This is a genomic window from Thiospirochaeta perfilievii, assembly GCF_008329945.1.
Classification (GTDB): domain Bacteria; phylum Spirochaetota; class Spirochaetia; order DSM-2461; family DSM-2461; genus Thiospirochaeta; species Thiospirochaeta perfilievii.
Genome location: NZ_CP035807.1, coordinates 1,146,172 through 1,171,077 on the forward strand (window position 1 = coordinate 1,146,172; position 24,906 = coordinate 1,171,077).

General features: G+C 32.1%; 27 protein-coding genes. 4 read left to right on the plus strand and 23 right to left on the minus strand.

Annotation, left to right across the window (positions count from 1 at the left end; all coding sequences use genetic code 11):
- Positions 1–3: 3 nt before the first annotated feature.
- The 9 genes from EW093_RS05320 to tnpA (EW093_RS05360) all read right to left on the minus strand — a co-directional run bounded on the left by EW093_RS05320 (position 4) and on the right by tnpA (EW093_RS05360) (position 7,170).
- Positions 4–561 (minus strand): ATP-binding cassette domain-containing protein, encoded by a 558-nt coding sequence (locus EW093_RS05320; RefSeq protein WP_342781931.1) that lies wholly within the window; start codon positions 559–561, stop codon positions 4–6.
- A 19-nt stretch (positions 562–580) separates the two neighbouring features.
- Positions 581–2,110: an IS66 family transposase gene (gene tnpC / locus EW093_RS05325; protein WP_149567400.1), complete on the minus strand. Its 1,530-nt coding sequence runs from the start codon at positions 2,108–2,110 to the stop codon at positions 581–583.
- 43 nt (positions 2,111–2,153) lie between these two features.
- A complete protein-coding gene (gene tnpB / locus EW093_RS05330; RefSeq protein WP_149567401.1) occupies positions 2,154–2,501 on the minus strand; it encodes an IS66 family insertion sequence element accessory protein TnpB in 348 nt (115 codons plus the stop codon).
- Positions 2,501–2,794, minus strand: coding sequence for an IS66 family insertion sequence element accessory protein TnpA (tnpA, locus tag EW093_RS05335; RefSeq protein WP_149567402.1), 294 nt, complete (start codon positions 2,792–2,794; stop codon positions 2,501–2,503). The genes tnpB (EW093_RS05330) and tnpA (EW093_RS05335) overlap by 1 nt, the downstream gene beginning before the upstream one ends.
- 41 nt (positions 2,795–2,835) lie before the next feature.
- Complete coding sequence (locus tag EW093_RS05340) at positions 2,836–4,020, minus strand: ABC transporter transmembrane domain-containing protein (RefSeq protein ID WP_187759843.1); 1,185 nt, start codon at positions 4,018–4,020, stop codon at positions 2,836–2,838.
- Positions 4,017–4,292: a hypothetical protein gene (locus tag EW093_RS05345; protein ID WP_149567404.1), complete on the minus strand. Its 276-nt coding sequence runs from the start codon at positions 4,290–4,292 to the stop codon at positions 4,017–4,019. The genes EW093_RS05340 and EW093_RS05345 overlap by 4 nt, the downstream gene beginning before the upstream one ends.
- A 615-nt stretch (positions 4,293–4,907) precedes the next feature.
- Positions 4,908–6,476, minus strand: a complete 1,569-nt coding sequence (tnpC, locus tag EW093_RS05350) for an IS66 family transposase (RefSeq protein WP_149566823.1) — start codon at positions 6,474–6,476, stop codon at positions 4,908–4,910.
- 41 nt (positions 6,477–6,517) lie between these two features.
- Positions 6,518–6,865: an IS66 family insertion sequence element accessory protein TnpB gene (gene tnpB / locus EW093_RS05355; RefSeq protein ID WP_149566822.1), complete on the minus strand. Its 348-nt coding sequence runs from the start codon at positions 6,863–6,865 to the stop codon at positions 6,518–6,520.
- Entirely contained in the window at positions 6,865–7,170 is a 306-nt protein-coding gene (tnpA, locus tag EW093_RS05360) for an IS66 family insertion sequence element accessory protein TnpA (protein ID WP_149566821.1), read from the minus strand. The genes tnpB (EW093_RS05355) and tnpA (EW093_RS05360) overlap by 1 nt, the downstream gene beginning before the upstream one ends.
- A gap of 132 nt (positions 7,171–7,302) precedes the next feature.
- Between tnpA (EW093_RS05360) and EW093_RS05365 the strand changes: the two genes are divergently transcribed.
- Positions 7,303–7,581 (plus strand): hypothetical protein, encoded by a 279-nt coding sequence (locus tag EW093_RS05365; protein WP_149567405.1) that lies wholly within the window; start codon positions 7,303–7,305, stop codon positions 7,579–7,581.
- Between the two features lie 19 nt (positions 7,582–7,600).
- Here EW093_RS05365 and EW093_RS05370 read toward each other — a convergent pair whose 3' ends face one another.
- The 3 genes from EW093_RS05370 to EW093_RS05380 all read right to left on the minus strand — a co-directional run bounded on the left by EW093_RS05370 (position 7,601) and on the right by EW093_RS05380 (position 9,285).
- Positions 7,601–8,410 carry a helix-turn-helix domain-containing protein gene (locus EW093_RS05370; RefSeq protein ID WP_149567406.1) on the minus strand — a complete coding sequence of 270 codons (810 nt, stop codon included), beginning with the start codon at positions 8,408–8,410 and terminating at the stop codon, positions 7,601–7,603.
- 196 nt (positions 8,411–8,606) lie between these two features.
- Positions 8,607–8,864 (minus strand): ATP-binding protein, encoded by a 258-nt coding sequence (locus EW093_RS18055; RefSeq protein ID WP_425473396.1) that lies wholly within the window; start codon positions 8,862–8,864, stop codon positions 8,607–8,609.
- A 52-nt stretch (positions 8,865–8,916) separates the two neighbouring features.
- Positions 8,917–9,285 carry a hypothetical protein gene (locus EW093_RS05380; RefSeq protein WP_149567408.1) on the minus strand — a complete coding sequence of 123 codons (369 nt, stop codon included), beginning with the start codon at positions 9,283–9,285 and terminating at the stop codon, positions 8,917–8,919.
- A 178-nt stretch (positions 9,286–9,463) separates the two neighbouring features.
- Between EW093_RS05380 and EW093_RS05385 the strand changes: the two genes are divergently transcribed.
- Genes EW093_RS05385 through EW093_RS05395 form a run of 3 tightly spaced genes read left to right on the plus strand, consistent with a single transcriptional unit; the run spans position 9,464 to position 12,666 of the window.
- Positions 9,464–10,546, plus strand: coding sequence for a D-alanine--D-alanine ligase family protein (locus EW093_RS05385; RefSeq protein WP_149567409.1), 1,083 nt, complete (start codon positions 9,464–9,466; stop codon positions 10,544–10,546).
- A 3-nt stretch (positions 10,547–10,549) separates the two neighbouring features.
- Positions 10,550–12,082: a glycerol kinase 5 gene (locus tag EW093_RS05390; RefSeq protein WP_187759844.1), complete on the plus strand. Its 1,533-nt coding sequence runs from the start codon at positions 10,550–10,552 to the stop codon at positions 12,080–12,082.
- Positions 12,083–12,126: 44 nt separating this feature from the next.
- Positions 12,127–12,666 carry a GGDEF domain-containing protein gene (locus EW093_RS05395; RefSeq protein WP_149567411.1) on the plus strand — a complete coding sequence of 180 codons (540 nt, stop codon included), beginning with the start codon at positions 12,127–12,129 and terminating at the stop codon, positions 12,664–12,666.
- Positions 12,667–12,784: 118 nt separating this feature from the next.
- On the opposite strand, the gene EW093_RS05400 is transcribed toward EW093_RS05395, so the two are convergent.
- The 11 genes from EW093_RS05400 to EW093_RS05450 all read right to left on the minus strand — a co-directional run bounded on the left by EW093_RS05400 (position 12,785) and on the right by EW093_RS05450 (position 24,899).
- Positions 12,785–13,876 carry a hybrid sensor histidine kinase/response regulator gene (locus EW093_RS05400; RefSeq protein WP_187759845.1) on the minus strand — a complete coding sequence of 364 codons (1,092 nt, stop codon included), beginning with the start codon at positions 13,874–13,876 and terminating at the stop codon, positions 12,785–12,787.
- 43 nt (positions 13,877–13,919) lie between these two features.
- Positions 13,920–14,861 carry a phosphatase PAP2 family protein gene (locus EW093_RS05405; RefSeq protein ID WP_149567413.1) on the minus strand — a complete coding sequence of 314 codons (942 nt, stop codon included), beginning with the start codon at positions 14,859–14,861 and terminating at the stop codon, positions 13,920–13,922.
- A 46-nt stretch (positions 14,862–14,907) separates the two neighbouring features.
- Positions 14,908–15,723, minus strand: a complete 816-nt coding sequence (locus EW093_RS05410) for a tetratricopeptide repeat protein (RefSeq protein WP_149567414.1) — start codon at positions 15,721–15,723, stop codon at positions 14,908–14,910.
- Positions 15,716–16,552 carry a hypothetical protein gene (locus EW093_RS05415; protein ID WP_149567415.1) on the minus strand — a complete coding sequence of 279 codons (837 nt, stop codon included), beginning with the start codon at positions 16,550–16,552 and terminating at the stop codon, positions 15,716–15,718. The genes EW093_RS05410 and EW093_RS05415 overlap by 8 nt, the downstream gene beginning before the upstream one ends.
- A gap of 62 nt (positions 16,553–16,614) precedes the next feature.
- A complete protein-coding gene (locus EW093_RS05420; RefSeq protein ID WP_149567416.1) occupies positions 16,615–16,830 on the minus strand; it encodes a hypothetical protein in 216 nt (71 codons plus the stop codon).
- Complete coding sequence (locus tag EW093_RS05425; protein ID WP_149567417.1) at positions 16,823–18,541, minus strand: aminotransferase class V-fold PLP-dependent enzyme; 1,719 nt, start codon at positions 18,539–18,541, stop codon at positions 16,823–16,825. Before EW093_RS05425 ends, EW093_RS05420 begins: the two co-directional genes overlap by 8 nt.
- A gap of 61 nt (positions 18,542–18,602) precedes the next feature.
- Positions 18,603–19,739, minus strand: coding sequence for an ABC transporter substrate-binding protein (locus EW093_RS05430; protein WP_149567418.1), 1,137 nt, complete (start codon positions 19,737–19,739; stop codon positions 18,603–18,605).
- Positions 19,732–20,853 (minus strand): ABC transporter substrate-binding protein, encoded by a 1,122-nt coding sequence (locus EW093_RS05435; protein ID WP_187759846.1) that lies wholly within the window; start codon positions 20,851–20,853, stop codon positions 19,732–19,734. The genes EW093_RS05430 and EW093_RS05435 overlap by 8 nt, the downstream gene beginning before the upstream one ends.
- A gap of 91 nt (positions 20,854–20,944) precedes the next feature.
- Positions 20,945–22,690, minus strand: coding sequence for an NADH-dependent [FeFe] hydrogenase, group A6 (locus EW093_RS05440; protein ID WP_149567420.1), 1,746 nt, complete (start codon positions 22,688–22,690; stop codon positions 20,945–20,947).
- 17 nt (positions 22,691–22,707) lie between these two features.
- Complete coding sequence (locus EW093_RS05445; protein ID WP_149567421.1) at positions 22,708–24,498, minus strand: NADH-quinone oxidoreductase subunit NuoF; 1,791 nt, start codon at positions 24,496–24,498, stop codon at positions 22,708–22,710.
- Between the two features lie 2 nt (positions 24,499–24,500).
- A complete protein-coding gene (locus EW093_RS05450) occupies positions 24,501–24,899 on the minus strand; it encodes a (2Fe-2S) ferredoxin domain-containing protein (protein WP_149567422.1) in 399 nt (132 codons plus the stop codon).
- Positions 24,900–24,906 lie beyond the last annotated feature (7 nt).

Consider the following 24,906-nt stretch of genomic DNA (forward strand, 5'->3'; position numbering starts at 1 on the left):
CTTTTATACTTTCTGTGTTTGACTAATATTATCCAAAAATAATTCCCCGTTTTTAACCTTCAAAATAGCATCAAAATTAAATAATGATTTATGATTATGTGTTATCACGATTATTGTATGATCCTTGCTTAGATCCTGTAATATTTTTCTATAGACTTCTTTTGATTCTATATCTAATGAATTTTCAATTTCATCAAAGATTATAATTGGACTATTTCTGATTAAAACCCTCGCGACTGCTAAGCGTTGTGACATACCACCGGAAAGCTTGCACATCTGGCTATTAATAATAGTATTATAGCCATAAGGGAGACTCATAATATAATCATGTAACAGAACCTTTTTACATATTGATTCAACTTCTACCTGCGTTACATCACTTTTAACCCACCTAAAATGGTCAACAAAAGAACTAGAGAATATATACGAATGCTGACTTAGAACAGATATGTGCTCACTTAATTGTTTTATAGGAATATCTTTAATATCAGTTGTGCCTATTTGAATTGTTCCTTCATAGTGATCATACATTTTCATTAAGAGCTTAATAATTGTACGTATCCGTCATTTTCTTGGGCAGTTAAAGCATAATCTTATTAACTTCTACCATATCACAATTCCAAGGGGTGAGGTGTTCCATCGATTCACCTTCTGAAAGTAAAACTACATTTTCAAAAAGCCACTTTAAATACGCGTATGGATTTAACCCATTAAGTTTAGCAGTTTCAATTATAGAGTAGAAAAAACATAGAGATTCTGCTCCTTCAGGACTTCCAGAAAATAAGAAGTTACGTCTACCCATAACCATAGGTTTTACGACTCTCTCCGCAGCATTATTATCTGGAGTTAGTTCAGCACAATCTAGATAGTTAATGATTTTATCCCACTGTCCAAGAGTATATTTCACAGCTTTTCCGAGCTTACTTTCTGGTCGAAGATTTACAGCCTTCTTGTCCAACCATTTTTTAAGGTCTTCTAAAAGAGGTTCAACCTGCTTTCTTCTGTCTGCAATAAACTCACCTGGAGTCATATTCTTAGCCCTTAGTTTTTTTTCTACGTTATATATCTTTTGGATCTTATTTATTACAACATTAGACTTATTTTTCTGTTTAGAAGCAACATAAGCATCGTACAAAGCACGCCTTGCATGAGCTAAACAGCCTACGTGAATAATATCATCATTGTCTTTAAATATTTTATCGTACCCGGGATATCCATCAGACTGGACAAAGCCGGAGAATCCTTGTGTGAAATCCTTTATATAATTGGCATTACGCGATCTATTATATTCATATAAAACAATTTCAGAGCCTACTGGACCTCCACGGGAGACCCAGATATATGAATTGCTTGAATCTAATTTCCCATCTTCTCCATGAACTTTTAAAACGGTTTCATCCATCTGGAGATAATTACCTGTTTTTATGTGGGTTTTCATAATATCATAAAGTATTTGAAGCTTTTTATATGCTTTTATAGTCCAACTAGACATATTTTGTCGGCTTATTGGGATTCCAAACCGTTCAAATCTCTTTTCCTGCCTATAAAATGGAAGATAGTCACAAATTTTATTAGTCAGGATATAAGCAAGAAGTCCTGCTGTTATTATACTACCGGGTATTAATGATGGAGCTGCAGGAGCAATTCTGAAAACTGGTTTCTCTTCATCTCCAGAACCTTCACAGTTTCTACAAGCATATTTAGGTCTTATATGTCTCTCTACATATACTTTTTCAGGTATAACCTGAATTCTCTCAGTTACAACCTCATCTATTTTCACAAGCTCATGACCACAAGCACATTTTTTATCTTCTTCTGAAATATCATGAATTATATCTTTTCTTGGAAGTTCATCACTGATAGGCTTTCTTCCCGGTTTTTTCTTTTTATATTCAGAAACAATAATCTCTTCATCAGGCTCCTCTTCCATTGGAGTTTCTTCAAACTCCTCAAAGAGTTCTTTTTGAAGAGGCATCTTTTCACTAGATTTGCCGAAATGTTTACTTCTTAATAAGCGAAGTTCATCTTCTAAAAGAGTAACCTTATTCTCAAGAGAATCTATATATTTTAAAACTTCCTCAGGTAATTCCTGCTTGTTAATATCTGTCATTACAAAAGAATTCTACAATTTTAATAATAATTATAAAACCCCTTTAGTTCATTTCTTTAAACTTTATTTCTTTATGGGCTTTCCAAAAATCAATACCATCTAAAAGTAGCTTTAACTGTTCAAAAGTTATTTCTTGAGCATCTTCCTCAGTCATTGGCCATGGGAACTTATCTTTTTCTAGTTTTTTTTGCCACATACAGAATCCATTTCGATCCCAGTAAATACACTTTAATGTTTTTCTGTTACGGCTACAAAATAGAAAAAGGCTTCCTGAACCGGAATCCATTCCCATTTCGTCTTCTGTCAGTACAGATAAGCCATTTATTTGTTTTCTCATATCTGTTACTCCAGGTCTTACATATATAGATAGGTTTGTAAAATCTAGTATCATTATATCTCTCTTATCACAGAAATAATCTGAGCTATCTTTGAAGATGATACTGTGGCGGGAATCTCTAGTTTAATACTATTTATCATTAGCAGCGTTGGTTCTAAAGGTTTCTCTGATTTCAATTTAACTTTCACAAACTTTTCTGACTCTGTTTCTTTTAATCTCCTAAGCCAATTCTGAAAGGTTGTTTGTTTAATATTTTTTTGTTTAGTAAACTCTGTTATTGTTAAACCTGATTTTTGTTGTTCTATAACTAATTGTTTTCTTTCTTCTAAAGTATATTTCGATTTCATAAATCCTCCCAAATAGAGGATGAATCACTTTTCAAAATATTTTAATGGCATATAGTTTTGACGGATACAATTGTACTTTTACCACTACCATTATCTCCCAAGATTCCTGTAATTGCGTTTGTTGTTATATTAAAAAATGTGTTATTAATAACTGGTGCTGATTCATTATATGAAAAACTTACAGAATTAAATTTGATATCACCATTTAAATTTTTTATGTTATAATTTGTTTTTTTATTAACATTTTGATATAGATTGTGTAGGTCATGTATTCTATGTAAGGGAATCATAGATTGCTGTAATTTTGAACTAATACTGGTGATATTTTTTAAAGAAAGAAAATATATTGTAGAGTATCTTGTAAAAGAGACAAAACCACCAATAGTAAATATTTTTAATGATATTTGAAAAGCACCAATAATAATATATGCTATCAACCCCAAGAACTCTAATAGCATACTGGCAAGTTTAGATTGTGCACTTTTCTTTTTTATTTTTTTTATTTCAGATGCTAATTTAAAGTTGAGTTGTGACAATGAACTAAATGCTTTATCTTCCATTGAAAAGAACTTAATATCTAATAGACCATCAATAATCTCTTTAACAGAGTTGAATTGATTGTCATGTTGTTTTTTTATATCTCCTGAAATCTCTCTTAGTTTTCTTCCAAATATAGTAAACATGTATAAAGATAGTGGAAATGATAAAAACAGAACTCCATATAACGCTATATTTAATTTTATCAGAATTATACTAATACCTACAATTTTAAAAGAATCTAGAATAATTGAGATCAGCGTATTAATATATAATTCTGTAATAATTGGCACATCATTTTCAACCCTGTTAATAAGTTCTCCACTTTTAAAAGTATCAAAATCTTTTAAAGGCATATTAATTAATGCCTTATATGTATCATCTTTTATTTTTTTATTTAAATTTACGGTAATATTTATAGTTATGTAAGTTTCTAAAAGACTAATAAAAATTCCTACTAAACCAATTAGGAAAATTAAGATAATAGGTTTTAAAGTATCATTAAAACCTTCTACCAATAGTGAGTCTATAATTTCACCAAGAAAATATGGTTCAAGTAATGTTACTCCTACTGATAAGGTAGATAATATTAGGATTACTAAAATTTTAATTCTATATCCTTTTATATACTTTAGAAAATATTTGAGACATATAATATCATTTGTAGAAATGTTATTATTAAATATCAAATTATTCTCTTTGTTAATTTTCGAGTACTGTAATCAATTCTCCATTCAGTATTTTCTGCAAGACTAAATCCATATTTTCTTTCAACGTCCTTCCACCATGACTTATGGCATAGCTCTACATCAATAAGATTAGCCACATATTCTTCAAACATTTCCTTTGTATCTAGCTTCAGCGATGTTAAAAGTGTTAATAAGCATCCTTTTTTATTAGCTAATTCTTGAAATTTTTCTAGATAAGATCTATCTAAAATACATAATAATTCGTGTTTCATAATAAATACTCCAATGGTTCAATATATGTTTATCATGAAAGCATTAAAAATATTATTTTGTAAATTATCAACATGTATTAAGACTATCGGGCTACCTATTTCAATAGTAAAAATTTATGAGTGATATTGTTATGTTCTCAATAATATTTACAATGCATTGTTACAAAAATTTATGTTTTAGAATAAAAAAGCAAGTTTAGAGGTTAAATATTGTTTAATAACAAAATTAAATTCAAAATGGAATAAAAATGTTGTAATACATTAGGGTTATCCTTGTTTCTAATTGACGTTACAGTCATAGCATGCAAATATAATTTAATAAGGAGAATTGAATGGAATTATTAGACAACATTGATCACAGAAAATATATTAATTGGGAAAGTATAGTTGACCAAGTGGTAGAAACTTTTAAATTAGATAATATTGAAAAAGGAAAGTTACATACGAGTAGAGTTGCAAAATTGATAGGATGTCTACCTTTTATAGCTGAATGTGACCAACCTATGAGGACAAGTCTATCTCATCTATCTACTTACATCATAGCGTAACCGTCAAATCTATAGGCAGTAACAACTGATATTTAAATATTTAATATTTTAAAAAGGGAATAGCTCTCTAAGAAGGTAACATAATTTTATTAACTTCTATTGGATCACATTTCCATGGAGCTAATTCTTCTAATGAGGAGCCTTCTGGTAATAATGGAGCCTTATCATATAACCATTTTAAATATGCGTATGGATTTAAATCATTTAATTTTGCCGTTTCAATTAAAGAGTAGAAAAAACATAATGCATCCGCACCTTCAGGACTACCCGAAAATAAAAAATTTTTACGACCCATAACAAGTGGTTTTACCACTCTCTCCGCAGCGTTATTATCTGGAGTAAGCTCTGCACAATCAAGGTAATTTATCATTTTATCCCATTGGCCTAATGTATATTTTACAGCTTTCCCCAATTTACTTTCTGGTCTAATATTTATAGCCTTTTTATCAAGCCAGTCTTTTAGGTTATCAAGTAATGGTGTCGCTAACTTCTTTCTTTCTGCTACAAATTCTTCCGGTTTGAGGTTCTTATCTCTAAGTTGTTTTTCTACAACATATATCTTTTGAATTTTATTAATTACAACATTAGACTTATTTAGTTGCTTAGAAGCTTTATAGGCATCGTAAAGCTCTCTCCGACAATGTGCTAAACATGTTACATGTGTTATTTTGTCACTATTTTTAAAAACGGCATTGTAACCTGGGAAACCATCTGACTGACAAAACCCAGAAAAGCCTTCAGTAAAATCTTTAATATATTTTGAACTTCGAGATCTATTATATTCATAGAGAGCTATACTTGAGTCTTTAGGCCCACCACAGGTGACCCATATGTAAGAGTTACTAGAATCTAATTTACCAACTTCCCCATGAACTTTGAGGACTGTTTCATCCATTTGAAGATATGTACCAGTCTTTATGTGATCTTTCATAATATCATTAAGACCTTTTAATTTTCTATAAGCTTTTATAGTCCAGTTTGACATATTCTGTCTGCTTATCGGAATCCCATACCTCTCAAATCTTTTCTCTTGCCGATAAAATGGCAGGTAATCACAAAATTTATTTGTATGGATGTAAGCAAGAAGACCACCAGTCACTATACTTCCTGAAATCAATGATGGTGGTGCAGGAGCAACTCTAAAAGTTGGTTTATCTTCATCTCCTGAACCTTCACAATTCCTGCAGGCATATTTTGGTCTTATATGTTGTTCTACATAAGACTTTTCAGGAATAATCTGTACCCTTTCTGTTACTACTTCATCAATTTTAACCATCTGACATCCACAAGCACACTGTTTATCATCTTCTGATATATCGTGAATGATTTGTTTTCTAGGTAGGGATGGATCTATAGGTTTTCGACCTTTCTTTTTTCTATTATATGCTGGAATAGATATAACTTCAGGTTCATCCTCTTCTTCTATATCCAAGGCGGTTTGCTCAAACTCATCAAATAATTCAGATTGTAAAGGTGTAACCTTTTCACTAGATTTTCCAAATCTCTTTACTCTTTCGAGACGCAACTCTTCTTCTAGTATTTTAACCCTATTTTCAAGAGATTTATTTGAGTTTTCAAGAGACTCAATATATGTAGATATTTCTTCAGGGATTACCTGTTTTTTTATTCCGCCCATCGAGTAAATACTACAATTTTATAAAAGATTATAAAACCCTTTTAATTCATCTCTTTAAAATATATTTCTTTATGGGCTTTCCAAAAATCTATACCAGACAATAGAAGTTTTAATTGTTCTAAAGTTATCTCTTCTGCATCATCTGCCGTTTGTGGCCATGGGAACTTATCTTTCTCGAGTTTCTTTTGCCACATTGCAAAACCATTTTTATCCCAGTATATACATTTCAAGTTTTTTCTGTTTTTGCTACAAAACAAAAATAAACTTCCAGAACCAGAATCTAATTTCATTTCACTTTCAGCTAAAACTGATAACCCATTAATCTGAGATCTCATATCTGTTGATCCAGGGCGAACGAAGATTGATATTTTAGTTAGGTCTAAAAACATCAGTTAACTTCCATTAGTACAGCGATTATTTTACTAATTTTATCTGAATTTATAACTCCACAGATCTCAATCTTTGTATCATTAACAATAATTTTAATATCATGAGTTTTCTTAGAATTACTCGTTTTAGGTTTTATCTTAACCAAATTTGATTTTTCAGTATTTATAGAGAACATTTTAACCCAATAAATAAAAGTTGATGCTTTTAGGTTATTTTCTCTACTAAAAGCTGCAACTGACTGGCCTGATTTATTGAACTCTGATACTAATAATTTCCACTCTTCGTGGCTCTTTCGACTTTTCATATTATCCCTCGGACTTAAGGGTGTAATATTTTATTTATTTTTTTAAGGGCATACTAAATTGACGGTTACATCATAGCTATGAAAGGTGGTAAAGAGACATTTTCACATACGACTTCTGATAATTCATCTATTATGGAAAGATTATATTTAATACATAATTTTAAGGGTGGTAACAACGATATTATTCAAAGAGGTATGTCATTATTGGCCTTAAATATGCTACATGGATATAAAAAAGATTTGGTAGAAGATAGTCTTAATGGAAAGTATAATCCTCTATATCAAAATGAATGGGTATATAAAGACGAAATAAAAAAACTAATGAGTTATATAAACTCAATAGAATGTCTAAAAATGGATACTATTATGAAAATAGAACATACTGCATTTTCTTTTTGGTCTTATATGTAGTTATATTTTACATCACTATTTACCTATTTTGTGGGGACAAATTGTTTAGTTGAAAGTAGTTTTTACATAACTCCATTAGATCGTATCTACTTTCAGCACCTATTTTAATCATTATTTTGGTAAGCTGAACCTTTATTGTATGAGGTGATTTATTTAATCTTTGTCCTAAATCAATATTAGTACCTCTATATATACATAAACATTCTAATAACGCTAACTCTTTAGCGGTTAATCCAGCCTCTACAGGATCCACAAAAGTATTTGACTCTTTAAGATTAGTTTTAATAATATTATAATCCTCTTTTAGTTCTACTAATTCTTTCTTGGTCTCATTTTCGTATAATATATATTTCTTTCTTTCATGCTTTAATATGAATATTGTTGAAAATATAAAAAAAGCATACAAACATATCGTTGGAATCAAACTAAATAAAGTCTGTTCTTTAAAAATTAATGATAATACAAGAGTTATTAAAATTATACCTGAAAATATAATTGTCTTTAGTATTTTTCTATTTTCAAATAAGTTATATTTTTTAATAAGTATTAATACAATTATTAATTGCAATATACCAGAACTGTCAGTAGGATGAAGATAAAAAGTTATTAAACCTGTAAAACTTAGGCATAGAATTTGTATATAAATACCTATTTTATAGAAGCTGGTAACTAATACAGTAATCGAAATAATTAGAATTAGAATATTTAAGTTATTTACAAATGAAAAGGTGTTGGTTTTTAAATAATAATTATAACAATTTAATGAAAAAACAATAAATCCTAATGCAGATAGAATTAACCCATAATTTATAAATCCTTTGTGTTTCACATTTTATCCTTTAGTACGAATTTTTCTCTAGTGGCATTATACATGTTTATAATAACGTTAAATAATAAAAATTGAAATAAAACTAAACTACGTTGCGTATTCCTGCGAATAAGGACAGTAGTTCCTGAAATAAACGGACACTTTAATAGCAAAAAAAAGTCCTTATATTTAATATATACGGGTGTCCTTTTTGAAGTCAATGAATTGTTTGTTTTTTCATTCTCAAAATAGGCCCATCAAGTTCAATTCTATGTGAGTTATACACTAGTCTGTCTAATATCGCATCTGCTATAGTAGGTTCTCCGATAGTGTCATGCCACAATGAAACTGGAAGTTGCGTAACAATTATTGTAGATTTTATTTTGTGTCTTTCTTCAATTATTTCTAGTAATGCCATTCTACTTATCTGGTTTAGTTTTTCAAGTAGAAACGCCGGCTGAAAGTTGCCACCTATCCCGGTTTAAAACTGCCACCTGTTCCGGTTTAAAGTTGCCACCATTTCCGGTTCAAAGTGATATATCCTCCATTTTAATATTTTTAAAATATGGAAGCATTTTATTTACCAATCTTGATCTCTTAAGTATAGCACTGGATTGTGAATAATTCTTGCCTCTGGCTAGAATCTTCTTAATATAAGGACAACTGTCATATATAAACCAATTCTCAGTATACTTACTAAACATTCTACTCTGCTCTCTTATTAATTCATCTTTTTTAAATAATCCTAAACAATATTTTAATGCTTCAGATTTTGTTTTACAGCCTGTAGTAAACTGTTTTCTTCTATTTAGATTATCATAAGTAGTATAGTAATAAACTTTTGATCCAGACGATAACTGCTTCTTAAATAACTGAAATGGTGCTTTGTAACGCATATATTACACTCCTAACTGTTTACAGAAGTGTTTACAGGGTGATAATAATCAAAATTATTGATTATCATTAAACTCCATAACTTATTGCACAATAACAAGTTACAATCTAAACAAAACACAAATAAAATTCGTGTTACATTCATTGCTCATTTGCAAGCTTTATAATATCATATTATTTATGAAAAAACACAATGTAGCAATCCTTTACGGCGGAAAGAGTGGTGAACACGATGTATCCCTATTATCAGCATCATCTGTAGAACGACATTTAGATAAGAAAAAATACAATATTCATTTAATTGGTATTACCCTAGAAGGCCTATGGTATTATCAGCATAACTATACCAATAGTTCCCAATCCCTTGAAATTGTAAGGGATGAGAGTAAATTGATTAGTTTAATTCCAGGTAAAGGAATTATGTATCATGGGCAGATATTAGATATAGACTTTATTTTTCCAATTCTACACGGAACATTTGGAGAGGACGGAACACTTCAAGGATTATTAGATATAATAGATATCCCCTATGCTGGTTCTGGAATGGAAGGTAGCTTTATGGCTATGGATAAGGAGTATGCAAAGATTGTATGGGAAAAAGAGGGATTACCTGTAGTACCTTTTATCTCTATAAAAAAACATACCTTTATTGATAATCCAAATGAGATCGAGAAACAGATTAATAATAAATTTAACTACCCAATATTTGTAAAACCTGTAAAAACCGGGTCATCAGTGGGAGTTTCAAGGGTAGATAGTTCTGATAAACTCCTTCCAGCATTAAAAAACGCATTTAATTATGACCATAAGGTTTTAATTGAGCCTGCTATTAATGCAAGGGAGATTGAGTGTTCAGTTATTGGTAATAACTACCCAAAAACATTCTCTCTAGGAGAGATTGCCCCTTCCCATGAGTTTTATGACTACGAGGCAAAATATATAGATCCTAATGGAGCAAAACTTATTATCCCGGCTATACTTACAGAAAATCAAAAAGAAGAGATTAAAGAGATTGCAAGAAAGGCGTATATTGCCATTAACTGTAAGGGTTTTAGTAGGGTAGACTTCTTTTTAGATATTGATACTAATAGTGTTATGTTAAACGAGATAAATACAATTCCTGGATTTACAAATGTAAGTATGTTCTCCATGCTTTGTGCAGAGGATGGACTCAATTACAGTGATTTGCTAGATAAGATCTTTGAGTATGGTCAGGGAAAATATAGGGAACAACAATCTATACAGTATAATCATAAGGGGTAAATGTTGGTTTCTCATATTCTAGTTATAGACTGCGGAAGTACAGGCATAAGAACTATTTTAGTAAACTCTAAGAGCCATATAGTCTATAGGGATTATAAAAAGATAGAGATCCTTCATCCTGAGGATGGAGCAACTGAGAACTCTCCAACCCAGATATGGGAAACATTTAAAGAGATTGTACAAAAGGCCCTACATACTCCACTTCTAAAAATTGATGCTATAGCAATAACAAATCAAAGGTCAACATTTGCACTTTGGGATAGGCAGAGTGGAGTACCCTTAACAAATTTTATTAATTGGCAGGATGTTAGAGCAGCAAATACAGCTAGAAGAATGAATAAAAACCCTATATGGCTTCTATTAAGAACCTTTGCTTTTATAGTTGGTAGAGTTTTAAAAAATCCCCTATTAACTGTTACTTCCATGTTAAAACTTAATACTGACCATACTATTTGTAAACTAAGGTGGTTATTAGATAATAATAAAGAGCTTGAGAAGAGATGTTTCAACTCAGAAGTAAATTTTGGAACTATAGATAGTTGGTTATTATATAAGTTAACTGGAAATAAAGTCCACGGAACAGACTACACCAATGCAGCTGCAACAACACTTTTAAACCCATTTATGATGAAGTGGAATACTCTATTTTGTAAAATATTTAAGTTACCAATGCAGATACTTCCAACTGTATATAATACAAATGAGACCTTTGGACATACCTCAAAGGAGATCTTTGGAAAAGAAATACCTATTAAGTGTTTAGTTGGGGATCAGCAAGCATCCCTTTTTGGACATAGATGCTTCAATAAAGGCGAAGCAAAAATATCCCTAGGATCCGGTGGTTTTGTCTCTATGAACGTAGGCCCTAAACCTAAATTTTCAACAAAGGGTCTATTCCCATTAATAGGGTGGACATTGGATAAAAAACCTACATATAAACTAGAGGGACAAGTAGCTACTGTTGGAACTTTTATAGACTGGCTAATAAATGACATGGAGATGTTTAAATCTCCAGTAGAGTTAGATAGTTATGCTTCAAAGTGCGATAATACCCAGGGAGTTTTTGTTATACCTACCCTATCAGGGATAAGGTTTCCCTATTTTAAACCGGACCTTAATGCATCCATATCTGGCCTATCCCTTAAAGTTTCAAAACCCCATTTAGCTAGAGCAATATTAGAGGGGATTGCCCATAGAGTTATGGATATTATAGAGGGAATGGAGAGTGAGACAAAGATATCTATTCCTAACCTTAAAATCGATGGAGGAGTTAGTAATTCGGATGTTTTAATGCAAATGATTGCAGACTTATCAGGTAAAGTTGTCTATAGATCGACAGAGAGTGACCTAGCCTCCCTAGGGGCTGCTTATTTTGCAGGGTTATCATCAGGAATGTTTAAGAGTACAAAAGAGATTTTAAATATTAAAATACCTAATAAAAGGTTTAATCCCAACTATTCCCTAGAGCGTAGAGTTAAGGAGAGAAAGTTATGGAGAGACCACATTAAAAAGTCTGAGAAAATGTTTCCAGCATAAATAGTTTATTTGTTTATATAACAGATATGATTTATAATTAAATTATGATTATATATATAACAATTACATTTCTTTTAATGATATTAACTTTTTTTATCACAAGATTTTTTTATATTACAAAGCTTAAAAAGTGTGATGTTGTTATAAATGACTTAACAACAATTGATAAAGAGACTGGCTTATATAATAGGCACTTTTTTGACTATACCTATCTATCAGAATTCCATAGAGCAAGTAGAATAAACTGTCCTTTGGCTCTAGTTTTTTTTAAGTCTACATCAACAGATAAACTACCCCAAATATTATTAGACTCTATTAAAAGAGATACTGATTTTATCTCAAGATATGAAAAAAATATCTATGCTGCAGTATTGTATGATACAAGTTTAGAGGGTGTAGACCAGATAATAAATCGTGTAATGGAGAGAGTTGATGGGGATATGGACTTAAATATTGGAGTTCATACCTCTATACCTGATAGCCATACAAGTTCTATAAAATTAGTAGAAGAGGCTATTAAATCCTTAAACGTAGCTATAAGTAGGGGTGATCGAATTATAGAGTTTACACTAAACTCTATATAGTTTTAACTTAGCTCATCTAACGGAAGTTTAATATTAAAAACCACTCCACTATCATCACTTTTTGCTTTGATACTTCCTTTTAAAGAGAAGGTTACTAGATTAAAAACTATACATAGACCTAGACCTGCCCCGTTTTTTTATTTTGGGTAAAAAATGGATCAAAGATCTTGTTTATAATCTCATCATCAATTGTCTCTCCATTGTTTTTAAAACTAATAAAAAGATAATTATCCTCTTTATATATATCTACATTCAATCTCCCAGACTGCCTACGATTAAACCCATGGATAATTGCATTCTCAGTTAACTTCATAAAAATTAGACTAAAAACCTCAGGAAAACTATTTACTTCATAAATATCCTCAACAATATTAATATCAATTTCCATATTAGGATAAGAAGAACTTATTAAAAGAATAGCGCTGGAGATTATATCGTTTAAAATAAAACTTTTTTTATTATCATCAAGATTCTCTACAGATAGCTGTTTAAAATCTATAATTAAGTTATTTATAGTTTGAAGTGATTCATATATTATGCCAGTTAAATCCATAGTATTTTTTGTAAACTCTACAAAATCACTTAATTTCATATTATGACTATCATTTAGCACAGAAATACTTTTAGCTTGCTCATTTACATAACTTATTGATGTCATACATACTCCAAGAGGTGTATTTATCTCATGGGCTACACCCTTAACCATATAACCTAGGGATGCCATTTTTTCAGATTCAACTAACTGACTCTGGGTTGTTTTAAGCTCCTCTATAGTATCCTTAAGCCGTACATTTGTCTCTTTTAACTCCCTACTTTTCTGCCTGTTCTCTTTAATTAAACTTACCCGTTTTAAGACCTTCTCTATTGTATAAGATAAGAAATTTAAATCCTCTATAGGTTTAGTTATATAGTCCCATGCTCCAGCCCTTAATGCTTCTACAGCAAACTTTATCTCACCAGCACCTGAGATAATTATAACTGGGGTGTCAGGCTTATTCTCTTTTGCAAACCTAAGAACATCAATCCCAGACAAACCAGGCATATGGGTATCTGTTAATATAATATCAATAGATTGCTCTTTAATTATCTCTATACCAGCCTCTCCACAATCTGCATCTAAAACATTATATCCTAAATCCTCTAAAAAACTGGCCAATGACAATCTTATTGAGTCATTGTCATCAATTGTTAAAACCGTTAATGATTCCACTAAAATAGCTCCTAAAATAAATTATATTAGGTTAACTTCCGATTTACAAATATGTTCTTAAACTATCTCTACTTAAATTCATATATATAAATAGTTTTGGAAGGGGGAAAGTAATTATAAAAGTCAAGACTGAGTATTTAACAAATAGAATAAAATTATTATCTAGGGCTGATATGTTATATAAAAACTCTATCCCGTAATATACAACAGATATAATAATAATCCCAAAAAAATATCTTCCAATCCTTAATATTAGGGAACCATCAACACTAAAATGAATATACTCTTTTTCTAAAACAATTCCTGTTGTTGTACCTAAAAAACATCCTACAAGGATAAGAGGGATCTCTATACTAGTTATATTTATAAGTAGTACTATAACTATTGCAGCTATTGAGAAAAAAAGAATTAATAAGACTCTTTGACTAACACTATATCTTTGATTACATAGTGTTGTAATTTTAGGTTCAAAGATCTTAAATATAACTAAAATCAGTATGGAAAAGAGAATAGATAGAAGCGTGGTGAATATAAACTCTCCTCCACTTATTACCCTTACAAGCCCTGTTAATAATATAACAAGTATCGATAAGATCTTTACACTTATCTTTTTACTAATAGATGAGAAATATAACCATAGAGATGTTATACCCATAGTATATGATGATGGAAACCCATACTCTTCATCTACTAATACTCTATTTATTATTTTACCACTTCCACGACTATATAGATCAAAGGGTTGTGGTCTTACTAATAAGTACTTAAACAGACTACTTACATAGGCTGTAAGAAGAGTAATAATTAGAGCTCTTTTTCCAATAGACTTATTAATACACCAGTATATAAGGGGAAAGAGAAGTATATAAAAGAGTTCATTTCCAATAAAGTTAAAAAGATTTAGAATAAATATCGGGATATTATCCCCTAATCTATTAAACCAAAGTGACCAACTATATCCAAGACCAGATTCTATCCATAACATATAATACTCCTTATTAGGGTGTACTTTAATTATAAGTCGAATCCGTCTACTTTACACTTAATTTCTTTTCTAAGGTCTCTAGATCATCATTTGAGATTGTTGAAACATTATGAAGTGTATACTCTTTACATCTTTGGTATAAGTTAATGGCCTCATCAAAACTGTTTTGATTTAATTTTATTAAAGCTCCATGATAAAAGGCTTCTGCAAATGTAGGGTTTAACTCTAATAACTCATTAAAATATTTTTCTGCTAAATCAAAATCCTTTAATTCAATAAATATTGAAACTAGATTATCTAAGGTAACCTTATCCTTAGGGTCGTAATCGTACCCTTCTAGACCTATCTTTTTAGCCTTTTCAATCTGACCATTTAGGTATAAAAGCGTTCCATAATTACCATAGAATATCGATGTTCTATACTCTTTTTTATATAACTCATCTAAAATATCTACCCCACCTGGTAGATCACCAATCTGCCATAAATAGAGGGCTTTTTGTGTTAGAATCATATTTTTATGTGTATCCTTAATTTTAAACCCTAGTTCATTATTAAGAACTCGATTTATAGCGTCTAAAGCGATATCATACTTTCCCATTTTTAAGGAGATAAAAATATACCCATTAATTACTATTACAGGGATTCCTCCAGCTTTATACGCCTTAGTTAAAAGCTCATAACCCCTCTGTTCGTTTTTATTCATTAACTCTTTATTGGCCCTAAGGGTATATATTAGACCTCTGTTCATAAATAGAATAATTAAAATAGATATGGCAAAAACATATATAAATAGCCCATTAAAGAATAGGGAACAGAGTGTAGCCGACCCTAAAAATAGATAAATACTTCTTCTATTAAACATCTAATAAGTGCCTCTTCTTTCTAAACAGGGATTTCATCTTTTTATATGGAGATCTTTGTCCCTTTAAAATTTGGTAATATTCAACTCTTTCCACATATTTAAGAATATCTTCATCAGTTAAATCACTTCCCTTAAACTCATCCTCTTTTTCAATAAAGTCAATTACAAAGTCAACTTCCTTTGCATTTATAAACCTATGGGTTACAATGTTTATATCACTTATGGATAGAGCTTTAGCAATAAAGATTAGGGAGTTCTTTGCCTTATACTTATCCCCTGAAAATATATTTTTAACCGTTGTTCCCTTATGGGAGTTATACATATAGTCTTTTTTAAGAGCTTTTAATACAGCATCTCCAGAAAAATTAACTCCATCTAACCCCTCTGTATTCTCTAACTTATAAATATCCTTATTTACATCAGAAATTGAGGCTATAACATGTCTTACTCTATTATCCTTTTTAAGATAACTCAAAATTTTTGTAATAAGAAAGGAGTCTGAAATTGAACCCTGTATTATTAAAAAATCAACTGATGTTATATCAAGACTCTTAGTTGCTACTTTTAATATGTTTTTAATCTTGATTATATTTGATGGGACAACTATTCCAATATCAACAGAGTTATCTTTTCGGGCTTTATCAAGACCTTCCTTTAAATTTATAAACTTCCTAAAAACCTTATAATCAAACTGTATATAGTTAATTCCCCTCTCTAGGGATTTTTTTAAAATGGAATTATATTGATGTTGATTTTTTATATTATTGGATATATCAACTCCAAGACAGGATAAAACTCTTCCTGTATCTCCATAGGGTCTAAATTGCACTAACTGACTCCTTATTTGTAACATTTTACTCTTCTACAAAGCCAAGGTCAAGTTAGAAATTATTAAGCAAAGGTATCTAATATTTTATTAGATTTGTATACAGGTTTATCCTTTCTTTCCTTCTCTTTAAATACAGGACAGTGGTAACCTGTAAATTTCTTTACGTCGATACTAGGAAGAGAGCGTCCCTTTATATTAAAAACCCTACAAGCTCTAGGTCTATTTTCATCTAGTGTTATGTAAAAGTGAATGCAGTTAGCACAGTTTGGATTATCCATCTATAGTATTAAAGAATATAACTTTTTCAATCTCTGGGTCAAATATAGTATATTTGGGATTTGGATCAACACCTTCTAAAATTCTATCAGCCTCTCGAATACTCTCTTCAAATAGTAATTTTAAGGATGGGGATGACCTCTTCCATAGAGGACCACTATCTAATACTTGATCAAAGTTAAGAGTTATACTCTCCTCCTCTCCATATCTATAACTCCAATCTCCTTTGTTAATATCAAATCTATAAAGGGGAATAAAGAGATAAGCCTTCTCAATTAAATACTCTAATGTTTTACAAATATACTCAAATTCTGACTCTGAGAAGGAGTAGTGAAGGTTTAAACGTACCCAGCCAGGCTTAAGTCCAGCCATCTGCCTACTCTCTAAAAGGCATACAAAGTTTGTTGATAGTTCCTTATCAATACTTAGCAGGTGGTGCCCATAGGGACCGGCACAAGAACATCCAGCCCTAGTTTGTATACCAAAAAAGTCATTCATAATTCTAGTAAATAGTCTTGGATGAACTAATCTGTCACCATGACGAACATTAAAAGCTATTATATTTACTTTTTTTTCAGGATCTATGGACCCATAAAACTCGATCTTTTTATTATCCTTAAATCTGTTAATAAACTCTGTAAACAGATACTTCTCAATCTTATCAATTGTCTCTATACCTATTCTCTCTTTTAACTGAAAGACAAGGGAAGTTTTAATCGCCTGAAGGATTCCAGGTGTACCGGGCTTCTCCCTACTCTCTATATCATCAGTAAATTTCTGGCTTTCTAAAGTAACAAAATCAACAGTTCCACCTGCAGCAATTGAAGGTGCAAGGGTTTTATTATAGATCTTTTCATTAAAGATAAGCAGCCCAGAAGCTCCAGGTCCCCCTAGGAATTTATGGGGAGAGATAAAGATTGCATCAAAATACGACTTATCATCTCTGTTCATATCTATCTCAACATAGGGAGCGCAAGCTGCAAAATCAAAACAGACTATTCCTCCATGTTTATGCATTATTCGAGCAACATCATAAATAGGAGTTATAATTCCAGAGACGTTAGAGGCTGCAGAGAAGGAGCCGATTTTCTCCCTTTCACTATATGTTTTATTAGAGACCATTCTCTCTAACTCATCTAGATCCAACTCTCCACTACTATTTAATGGAACTTCAACAACCTCACAAAGGCTCTGTCTCCACATAATTTCATTAGAGTGGTGTTCATAGGGGCCTACAAAGACAATGGGTTTCATCTTATTTATTTTAGCCCTTAAGGATGTTTTACAGGGGCTTTTCTCCTCTTCTATTAAAGAGCAAGAGTCTATCATCTCATCTAAACGCTTTTTAGTTGCCGGTGACCAAAAAACTCCTAATATTTGTTGAAGTCTTGTTATTGCACCTGTAGCTCCAGTACCTGAGAATATAATTTTTCCACTATCCCCTGCATTAACAATACGCTTAATATTAGACTCAGCCTCATGAAGTAAGTTGGTCATAGTCTTTCCAGTAAAATCGTCATCTGTATGGGAGTTAGCGTAGAATCTTAGCAAATTTTGAATGTAGTTTTCAATAAAATAGAGGCCTCTTCCACTAGCTGTATAGTCAGCATAAACAAGGGGTCTTTTCCCAACAGGGGTCAAAAAAAGTTCATTCCTCCCAATAATCTCCTGTCTTAACCACTCTTGTTTAATCATCTCTTTAATTGGTTTCATAACACCCCCATACAGGTATACTAAAATGAAATGTATATAAGGTAAACCCTATATAACAGGCCTATTCAAAAAACAGGTCATAGTAGACAAAGTTTCCATCCTCTATTATAAATAGGTTTTCTCCACTTCTTACAACATCACCAAACTCATTAAAACTGTAATCCTGTATTAATCCATTAAAACTTCGCCCGCTTGTAATTACATCTTTTAATTTATTTAGGGCATGGTCTAAGTTAGTCTCTAACATAGCTTCGTAAAATAGCATTACTGCATCATAGGATAGAATAGCTGTTGTAGTTGGATCGCTGAAAAAATGGGACTTAAACGTATTAACAAAATTTACCATCGGAATATTTTTATAAGTATAATTTAACTTATCATAAATAATCATACCCTCTACAGACCTGCCCCCATGGGTTAAAACCATTGAAGTTTTTGACCACTCACTACTATAAAAGTTAGGTTTAAATCCAACCCTGTAACAGATTTGAGTAATCTCAGCTACAATATCACCTCTAGCTATAATAGAAACCGAATCAATCTTCTCTTTTATCAAATTATTTACAAGTAGAATATGGTTCTCAACTTCACTTATCTCATACTCTATAACAGGAACAATCCCCTTAGTTAAAAGTCCTTTTTTTATACCCTTTATTACACCACTTGTATAAGGGCTATTATCACTACTCCATAAAAGGGCAACTCTTTTATCACCCCTATTAATTATAGCGTTAGAGAGGGACCGACCCTCTTTATATGTGGTGTCATTAAGCATAATAAAGTTATCATCAATATTAGAAAAATTATCCGATTTAACACTAGGACTTATCACAAGAATATTACTACCCTTGGTTCCATCTATAACGGAGCTTCCCATTTTACTAATTAGAGGGCCTAATAAAACAGAGATATCATTACTTATTAGATCTTTTACAACCTTTTTAGTCTTTTCTATACTATCCTCAGAATTTCCAGTTATCAGTTCTAACTTTTTCCCCTTAATTCCACCCTTAGAATTTATCTCGTCAATTGCTAGTAGGGCTCCATTTCTCCCTTGAACTCCAACCTCTGAATACTCTGTAGAGAAATTTGATATAAAACCAACTTTAATTGTAGAGCTCTTATTACTATTAACTAGTATTAAAAGGAGTATAACAATAAAAACTGCGAGTATAAAAAACTTAATAACTCTATTCATTGTAAAAATCGTATTTATTATCTTTTATTATATACAGAAGAATACTTCTAACTCCATCCCCGTACTTATCGATACTAAAGGGTTCTAATATACCATTAAAATTTTCTATTTTTAAAATTGAATCCTTTACTAAATTTCCATCAAAACTTTTTGAAAGGGTACCACCATCTTTATAAATATACATAGACTCATAGAAGTATATTGCTACAGTATTAGACTCTGTACCAAATTTATCAAAATATTTTTTATTAAACTGTACCTCTCTCTCTTGAGGTTTAGGATTAACCATTGCATCAGCAATTATCATCCCCTCTACCCTACTACCACCATATTCATGTACTCCACTGGCTTTAACCCATGACCCACCATATAAATGTGGTAGGGGTTTCTCTTTAGCATAATACTGAACAACCTTAGCACTATCAATTCCGTCGGCAACTAAAAAAATAGCTCCAGGTTCTATATCTAATAGGGAATCAACTATACCATCAATTTCATCACTATTACTAAACTCAAAGACTTTAGAAATATTTACATCTGTATTTTTTATTCTTTTAATATAACCCTCAGCAACCCCACTAGTATAAGCACTATTTCTACTATCTAGTATTAGGACTACATCTCTGTCCCCTCGTTTTATAGATATTTCAGCAATTTTAACTCCTTGAACTGATGATGGAGTTGCTACACGAAGAAAATTATCATCAATACCTGTTAAGTCATCACTACTTACAGTTGGGCCTATTATTAAAACATTACTACTACCTACACCTTTTATTACAGTTGATGCCATTCCACTTAAAATAGGGGAGATAATAACATTAACTCCTTGGGATACTAACTCCCTGGTCCCTGAGTAACACAGATCAATACTTCCTTGGTGATCTTTAATAAGTAGTTCAATGGTATGATTATTAATACCTCCATCTCGATTTATCTCATCTATAGCTAAAGTTAGTCCACTTCTGGCACTTACACCAAGGCCTGAGTTCTTTCCAGATAGATCTGTAATTAGACCAACCTTTAATACCTTAGGCTCACCTGAACTAAATATAAAAATTATTGCAATTAAAACTAGGATAAAAATAGGGATAAGTATTTTAAAAAACTTCATATAGACCTCATTTAATAATTGTAGGTCATCTAACATCTGTTTTCAATAAAAAAAGGGGCAACTAGTATAGTTACCCCTATAATATTAATTATTACTTAGTATAAAGAGGTCTCTCTTGATACTTTGTATGTAGTAAATCATGTGCCTTATGGCTACATGGTTCACCTAGGTAATCTTTGTAAATCTGAACAATTTCAGGGTTCTGATGGGAACATCTAACTGTTGATTTCTCATCATCACTATAAAGTCCTGCAGTTCTTCTAGCTCTAACATCATCATCTGTTCCATAAGGTTGACCACCACCAGCTATACAACCACCCTTACAAGCCATAACCTCAATAAAGTGGTATGGAGGAGGATTTCCAGCTTCTTTAGCAGCCCTAACTTCATTCATGATATCCCTAACATTTGCCATACCGTGGGCTACAGCTACTTTTAATGTAGCATCGCCAAGTTGAACTTCTCCAACTTTAACGTTTTCTGCACCACGAACAGCAGTAATATTAACATCTTCAATCTCTTTACCTGTTACAAGTAGATGGGCTGTTCTAACAGCAGCTTCCATTACACCACCTGTTACACCAAAGATAGTACCAGCTCCAGCATATGCTCCAATAGGGCTATCTGCTTTTTCATCTTCTAGATTAACAAAGTCGATACCTGCAGATTTAATTAATCTACCTAACTCCCTTGTTGTTAATACTAGGTCAACGTCGTTTACACCAGAGGCCTGCATATTATCATCCCTAGAGATTTCATATTTTTTAGCAGTACAAGGCATTATAGCTACAGACATAATATCCTTAGGGGCTAGACCTTTTTTATCAGCATAGTAGGTTTTAGTAATTGCACCCTGCATCATCATTGGAGATTTAGCAGTTGAGAAGTGGGGAATCATATCTGCGTAATATTTCTCCATATAGTCAGTCCATGCTGGACAACATGAAGTAATTTGAGGTAATAATCCACCATTTGTTACTCTATCTACTAACTCTGTACCCTCTTCCATTATTGTTAGGTCAGCACCAAAGTTTGTATCAAATACAGCATCTACTCCAAGTCTTCTAAGTGCGGAGTATATTTTACCTGTTGTAACAGTACCAGGCTCTAAACCAAACATCTCACCAATTGCAACCCTAACTGCAGGTGCCATTTGAACAGCAACATGCTTATCAGATGCTATCATCTGCATAAAAGTTTGAGTTTCATCTTTTTCGTATATCGCTCCAACTGGACAGTGGGCAGAACATTGACCACACTTAATACATGGAGACTCTGCAATTAGTGCACCACCAGCTGCAGTCATTAGTGTATCGTCCCCTCGGCCGATGAACTCTAATGCCCATACATCCTGTAGTTGCTGACAAACATTTACACATCTACCACAGTTTATACATTTTCTAGGGTCAAATACTAACGCATTTGTTGACTCATCCCTTGGTCTCTCTTTAATACCAGACTCGTAAGGAACTTCTCTAATACTAAAGTCTTCAGCAAGATCTTGTAGTTCACAAACACCATTTCTAGCACAGTTTAGACACTCTAAAGGATGGTTAGATATAATTAACTCTAAAACTGTACGTCTAACACACTGAATCTCAGGGTCATGAGTAATATAGTTTTGTCCTTCTACAATATCAGTTGCACAGGCTCTTACCAATTTAGGGGAACCTTCAACCTTTACAATACATATACCACATGACGCCCAAGGCTCTAAGTCCGAGTGATCACATAGTGTAGGTATTTTTACTCCAGCAAGCTTTGCAGCATCAAGGATCTTTGTTCCCTGTTCTGCTACTACAGGAGTACCATTAATTTTTATATTTACAGTTGCCACTTAAAATCTCCCTTTCCTTAACTGATTGTAATAGCGTCGAACTTACATGCTTCATAACAAGCACCACATTTAACACATTTATCTTGAATAATAACGTGAGGAGTTTTTCTCTCACCTTCAATACAGTTAACTGGACACTTTCTTGCACATACAGTACATCCAATACATTTCTCTTCAATAATTTTGTACTGCATAAGATCTTTACACTTACCAGCTCTACACTTACCTTCTTGAATATGCTCTAAATACTCATCTTCAAAATATTTTAATGTAGATAATACAGGGTTAGCAGCTGTCTGACCTAAACCACAAAGTGATGCGGTTTTCATAGCTTGACCTATATCCTTTAATTTTTTGATATCTGCCATATCACCCTTACCAGAAGTTATCTTTTCAAGAATTTCATGCATCTTCTTAGTACCTATTCTACAAGGAGAACACTTACCACAAGACTCTTCTACACAGAACTCTAAGTAGAATTTTGTAACATCAACAATACAATCATCTTCTGACATTACAATCATACCACCAGAACCCATCATAGACCCAATAGCTGTTAATGTATCAAAGTCGATTGGAGTATCTAGGAATTGGTCAGTAATTACACCACCAGATGGACCACCTGTCTGTACAGCTTTAAATTTTCTACCATTTTTAATACCACCACCGATATCAAAAACAATGTCTCTTAAAGTTGTTCCCATTGGAACCTCTACTAAACCAGAGTTCTCTATCTGTCCTGTTAATGCAAATACTTTAGTACCAGAGGAACCTTCTGTTCCAATGGATTTAAACCACTGGCCACCCTTTGTTAAAATTACTGGAATATTAGCAAAAGTTTCTACATTGTTAATAATTGATGGTTTACCCCATAATCCTTTAACAGCTGGAAATGGTGGTTTTGGAACAGGCATACCCCTTTTACCCTCAATAGAAGCTAAAAGTGCTGTCTCTTCACCACAAACAAATGCTCCGGCACCTAATCTTATCTCTAGTGTAAATGAGAAATCAGAACCAAGAATATTTTTACCTAATAAACCAGCATCTTCTGCCTGCTTAATAGCGATATTTAATCTCTCAATTGCCAGTGGATACTCAGCTCTAATATAGATATAACCTGTATCAGCACCACATGTATAACCTGCAATTGTCATAGCCTCAATAATTGAGTGTGGATCACCCTCACATGTTGATCTATCCATATATGCACCTGGGTCACCCTCATCTGCATTACAAACAACATATTTTTGATCAGCTTCAACATTTTTAGAAAAGTTCCATTTTAACCAAGTTGGGAAACCTGCCCCACCTCGACCTCTTAGACCAGAAACTTTTAAGTGGTTAATAACATCATCCGGTGTTAACTCTCCAGTTAAACACTTCTCTAACGCAAGGTAACCATCTCTAGCTATATACTCTTCAATATCCTCTGGGTTTATTAAACCACAGTTTCTAAGAACAACTCGATACTGCTTTTGATAAAATTTAATTTTATCAGAATCAACATCACCATCATTCTTGATATCTTTATATATAAGTCTATCTACTAATCGACCTTTTACTATTGTCTCTGCAATTATTTCCTCAGCATCCTCTGGTTTAACTTCTACATAAAATGCTTCTTCTGGTAATACCTTTACAATAGGTCCTTTTTCACAGAATCCGAAACAACCAGTTTTAATGATTTGAACATCATCTTTAACACCGTGTTTATTTGCGGATTTTAGAAGAGCTTTGAATATCTCATCACCCTTTGATGATTCGCAGGCAGTTCCCCCACAAACCAATATAAAGTTTTTTACTGCCATGGTTAGTTCTGCTCCTTCATAATATCTGATGCAGGTCTATCTAAAACATATTTTGATATTAACTCTTTACCAATAACATGTTTTACAATAATTTCCCTAGCTATATCTCCGTCTACATTTCCATAAATAGTTTGTGGCATACCTGGTGCCTTAATATCTACAGTTGGCTCTGAGTGACAAAGACCCATACAACCTGTTTGTTTAATAGTTACGTTATCTAATTCATGCTCTTTAATTTCGTCAATAAGTGCTGACATTGCGTCTTTTGCACCAGCAGCAATACCACAAGTACCCATTCCAACAATTATTGTTACATCATGAGCATCTGTATCACGTCTGTTGATCTCTTTTTTCTTATCGTCTCTCAACGCTTTTAATTGTGCTAAAGTCATTTTAGCCATAAGTAAA